This is a genomic window from Neisseria sp. P0006.S004, assembly GCF_051963015.1.
Classification (GTDB): domain Bacteria; phylum Pseudomonadota; class Gammaproteobacteria; order Burkholderiales; family Neisseriaceae; genus Neisseria.
The window spans coordinates 1-4,581 of the sequence record NZ_JBQCUS010000017.1; the positions used below are offsets into that span (position 1 = coordinate 1).

A 4,581-nucleotide genomic window follows, 5' to 3' on the forward strand; every position below is an offset into this window, starting at 1 on the left:
TTCTCGATATAGCCTTCCTCATCGGTACGGGTATGTTGTTTGTAACCGAGTTTGTAGAGGCCGTTTTTCTTTGTCCAGCGGGCATCGCTGTCTTTACTCGGTGTGGTTTGGCTGCTGACTTGCCCTTCGTCATCGACTTCTATGGCCTGACGCTGTTTGCTGCCGGCGGTCTGAATAATGGTGGCGTCAACGACGGCGGCGTATGCTTTCTCTACTTTTAAGCCTTTTTCGGTCAATTGTCGGTTAATCAGCTCCAGCAGTTCGGACAGGGTGTCGTCTTGCGCCAACCAGTTGCGGTAGCGGCATAAGGTGCTGTAATCGGGGATGCTCAGTTCGTCAAAACGGCAAAACAGGTTGAAATTGATGCGGGTGATGAGGCTGTGTTCGAGTTCGGGATAGGAGAGGCTGTGCCATTGTCCGAGCAGGACGGCTTTGAACACGGACAACAGGGGATAGGCGGGACGGCCGCGGTGGTCTCTAAGGTAACGGGTTTTTTGACGATTCAGGTATTGTTCGATCGGTTGCCAATCAATCACCTGATCCAACTTCAATAGTGGGAAGCGGTCGATGTGTTTGGCAATCATGGCTTGGGCGGTTTGCTGAAAGAAGGTACTCATGAGAAATCCCCTAAATGTCTTGGAAGGAATTTAGGGGATTTTGGGGAATTTTGCAAAAGTCTCAGTTGATCTGTCTGCCGTCGGGCAGGACGGTGGCGGTGCGGTTGCCGTTGTAGTCGAAACAGGTAAGGGTTAAGCGTATAGGGAAAGGTCGTCTGAAGGTTATTTCAGACGACCTTGATATTTTGTTGGGTCTCGGCCAAACTTACGCTTGCTACAGTTAATAAAGTCAGATGAATGTATCAGAACACTTATGTAGTTTATATTTTTCCCAATGAAAATTACTAATATCGTCTTCTGAAGCATTCACTATCTTTGACTTGATAGAATATTCCATAAATTTTTTTCTTTGTTGAGTTAAGTCATCCTCATTTTCCCAGCAACTCATACATTCATCGCAACAGAGAAATAATTTATTAGAGTCAATATTTTTTTTTATAATTAATCTACCTTGCCCATCGCATATGGGGCACTCTCTAAACCAAAAATAATCAGTACTTATCATGATGGGTATCCTGTAATAATTTTATTGGTGCCTTTCATTACAATAATTTTGACTTTTGTAAGAATTGCTCCTGTATCTCTGTCATAGCCGATTGGCTGATTCATTTCTACGTTATATGTATCTGTATCGTTATCTGAACTGTCAGGACAACGATTCTTCTTCATTCTTTTTTTCCATGCCTTGTTAACTGTTGGAACAGGTTTTTGTTTGAAGATACTTTGTTTGGGCTTGTTGGGATTAACCGAACCATGATTATCTATAATATGAGCTAGTCTGTCTCCAACTCCCTTCCAGTTCCAATTAAGACCACCAGATTGGGAAGATTTCACTAGCCCAAGAGGGTCAATCCACTCTGTGATATTCGATGCAAATTGATAGGGGTTCGCCCCGTCCAACAACCCAATTGGGTCCTGATTAACAAACCGCCCAGCATCAGGCTCATAATACCTGAAGAAGTTGTAATGCAGCCCCGTCGCACGGTCAGCGTACTGGTTTTGAAGACGAAAGCAGGTTTGCGGTTGAGGCGTACGTCAAGAAACTATTTAAATTCTCCCAATAATTTTTTTCTTAATTCAGCAAATTCATCCGATAAATTATTTTTAAGTTCAGTATAAATTTCATCATCAATTTTACTTTGAGTGAATAGTGTCTTTTCAATATAAGGGATAACTTTTTTAGAACTAATTGAAATTAAAAATGCAATAATTTCATTGTAAATATAAGATTTTTCATTAAATTGGCTTAGTTTATCTATTAGTAAATTTTCAATTGATTCTGATTTATAATGTTTTCCTTTTAATCCATACAATACCCATGAGATAATTTTGTGATGCTTGCTGTTTAAATTTTTTATAAGATATTCTTTTATAAAATTTCTTTTTGGGAAATATGCAGAACTAAATGCAATAGAAATAATTATAGAATATCTATTTATATTCCAAATAGAACTAATATTATTTTCTATAGTGCGAAACTCTTCTTCTCCTAGATTATATTTTTTAAATAGATGTCCTAAAGAAGATATTGCAGATGATTTCACTTTAATACTTTTGTCATTTTGAATAGAGTAAATTAATATAGAGAAAATTTCTTTCAATTCCGTAGTGCTAAGTTCTTCTTGTATTTGTCCCAAGATAAAATTTGCAATTTCTCTATGTTTACTATATCGACTTGTTAAGAGGATATTTCTGATTATATCAATAATCTCTTTATACTGAAAAAATTGTAGTCTTTTTGCTGCTTCATATTGAATAATAGTATTAGAATGTAGTAGTTTTTCTAATAAGTCATTGATTGATAGATCTTTACATTCTAAAAAAGCGTCAAAACTTGAAATTCTATCATTTACCATATTATTTTTCCTGTTACACTTATCTTTCGAATGCCAAGAATGGCAATATTCCAAGCTTTTTGAGTAGATTTAGCTTGTTTGGCAGATATTTTTCCACAATCAATTAATTCTTACAATACTTCACATTTATCTGGTTTTTTCCTGTACTTTGAAAATACTCATTTATTTTTTCATAAACTTGATTAGCAACCCCAGTATCTACTTGATTACCATTTGCTGCCATCATTACTGTATCAAGAGCTTTTTTCCCTTTTTCATAAATAATACCTATACCTAAAGTTACAAGCGCAGCTTTACCTAACGTAATCAATTCAGGAGCAATAAGGGGTATTGCAAAAACTGCCAAGCCTTTAGGGTCGATCCATCTTTATCGGTCATATCTCGAGGGATGCCGATTTGGTCGCAGTGAAAGTAGTGGGTTTGTTGTTGGCTTTCGCCGTCTTCGGTTGTCCAATTGTGTACCTGTGCCAAAGGTTCGTAAGAATCCGGGTCGGTGTAGATATAGATATATCTGCCGTCTGGTTGGACTTCCTGCAAGAGGTGGCTGCCGTCCCAAACGAATCCGGTTTCCTCTTCGAGGTTGTCTGAAACTTCTTCGTTTTTCAGACGGCCTTTGCCTATCCTTCTGCCCAGGGCGTCGTAGGTGTAGGCCCAAGTCTCTTTCGTGCCATCTTTTTTGAAGATTTCCGCTTTAACCAGTTGGTCATGCAGATCGTAGAAATAGTTCTGTACTTCGCCGTCGGCCAGTTCGCGGTGGATCAGGTTGCCGAAGTTGTCGTAGGGTCGGCAGACCGTCTTGGCCGTATTCGTAGGCTGTTTTGGCTTAGATTGTTATGGAAGAAATATTTCAGACGACCTCACAAAAGGATTGAGGTCGTCTGAAAAATAGAAACCGCGTACGCACACATCCTACCTCTAGATTGTAGGTTTCATACGAGCTGTGGCTTGCTTTGGGGAAATTCAATCATTATATCCAACTTTTGGTTCAAACATGTTCAACATGATATTTCTTTAAAATAGGATGATTCAATAGAAATTCTAGATATTTTTTACAAAGTTTCTCTCCGCATAATTTATACACATTAAAGAAAGTGGGAAGTAGTATATCGGATACCGTAGCGTAGTTCTCAAGTGCATCAGTGAATTGTTCCTCATCTGATAACCCTCCTAGTATAAGTTGAGTAAAGTTTCTTTCATGTGATGATGTTTGTGAATCATAAATTTTCCAAACTCTTATGCGCTCCTTCTTCAATTCATCATTTGATAAGGCATTGGATAAATTCAATAGAATTTTACGACATGTATTTTCTGCTAATTTTATTAAAGTATCAGGTATTTGATTATGAATACAAGGACTAGATAAAAGTACGTTTTTGATGAAATCATGCGTAATTATCTGAACATCATGATAATTCATGGCATCAATATCAAATGTATCGGTTAATTTTCGTCCTGCTATAACATCAGGTCTATTTACTTCAGTCATTTTAACCTCCATTACCGTCGCGAATTCCAAGATTTTTTAATACGTGGCTACAGGAAGGACATGCACGCATAGGTTTTCCTTTTTTGTCGTTTCTGTTTGCTGTAGAGACAGAATTTTTTGCTAATTTTCTAAGCTCTTCCATATTGGTAACATTTGCCTTTTCTGCCCCTTTACTGAGAGCCTCTGCTTCAGCACATCTACCATGCATACGAGGATCAGAACGTTTATCAATGGGGACATTATCGTATGCTTCTTGAACAACGGGATGGGTAATACCTTTACCACCCTCTCCAGTGCTAAGGCCAGTTATTGTTCCTCCGGGTACATTTGGTCCAGTCCATGTAACTCTAGCACCAGTCAACCCTAAAAAATCAATCCATACGGAAGAATTCAAGCCATATAGATAGAAATTATTTCCACCCCATAAACCAATCGGATCTTGGTTAATAAATCTTCCACATTCTGGCTCATAATACCTGAAGAAGTTGTAATGCAACCCCGTCTCACGGTCGGCATACTGGTTCTGTAATCGGAAGGGTTGGTAAGCGCTATCCGTTACCTTGGTTTCCTCTTTCAGACGGCCCCAGCCGGTGTAGTTGCCGAACCATAAGAGGTTGCCGTC

7 protein-coding genes and 1 pseudogene are annotated in these 4,581 nt (G+C 38.6%); all 8 read right to left on the minus strand.

Annotation, left to right across the window (positions count from 1 at the left end; all coding sequences use genetic code 11):
- On the minus strand, positions 1 to 617 hold a 617-nt coding region (locus ACTHR2_RS10435; RefSeq protein WP_440375701.1), incomplete at its 3' end, for a transposase.
- A 501-nt stretch (positions 618 to 1,118) separates the two neighbouring features.
- Positions 1,119 to 1,451, minus strand: a complete 333-nt coding sequence (locus tag ACTHR2_RS10440; RefSeq protein ID WP_440375702.1) for a hypothetical protein — start codon at positions 1,449 to 1,451, stop codon at positions 1,119 to 1,121.
- Positions 1,452 to 1,511: 60 nt separating this feature from the next.
- A pseudogene (locus tag ACTHR2_RS10445) lies at positions 1,512 to 1,589 on the minus strand (RHS repeat domain-containing protein); the annotation flags it as partial.
- Positions 1,590 to 1,660: 71 nt separating this feature from the next.
- A complete protein-coding gene (locus ACTHR2_RS10450; protein ID WP_263336296.1) occupies positions 1,661 to 2,473 on the minus strand; it encodes a hypothetical protein in 813 nt (270 codons plus the stop codon).
- Positions 2,474 to 2,576: 103 nt separating this feature from the next.
- Positions 2,577 to 2,819 (minus strand): polymorphic toxin type 34 domain-containing protein, encoded by a 243-nt coding sequence (locus tag ACTHR2_RS10455; protein WP_263336299.1) that lies wholly within the window; start codon positions 2,817 to 2,819, stop codon positions 2,577 to 2,579.
- The gene (locus ACTHR2_RS10460) at positions 2,780 to 3,010 is read right to left on the minus strand and encodes an RHS domain-containing protein (protein ID WP_263336302.1); all 231 of its coding nucleotides are present in this window, start codon (positions 3,008 to 3,010) and stop codon (positions 2,780 to 2,782) included. The genes ACTHR2_RS10455 and ACTHR2_RS10460 overlap by 40 nt, the downstream gene beginning before the upstream one ends.
- Positions 3,011 to 3,458: 448 nt before the next feature.
- Complete coding sequence (locus tag ACTHR2_RS10465) at positions 3,459 to 3,959, minus strand: hypothetical protein (protein ID WP_263336304.1); 501 nt, start codon at positions 3,957 to 3,959, stop codon at positions 3,459 to 3,461.
- A gap of 1 nt (position 3,960) precedes the next feature.
- The coding region (locus ACTHR2_RS10470; RefSeq protein ID WP_440375703.1) for an RHS repeat-associated core domain-containing protein at positions 3,961 to 4,581 on the minus strand (621 nt) is incomplete at its 5' end.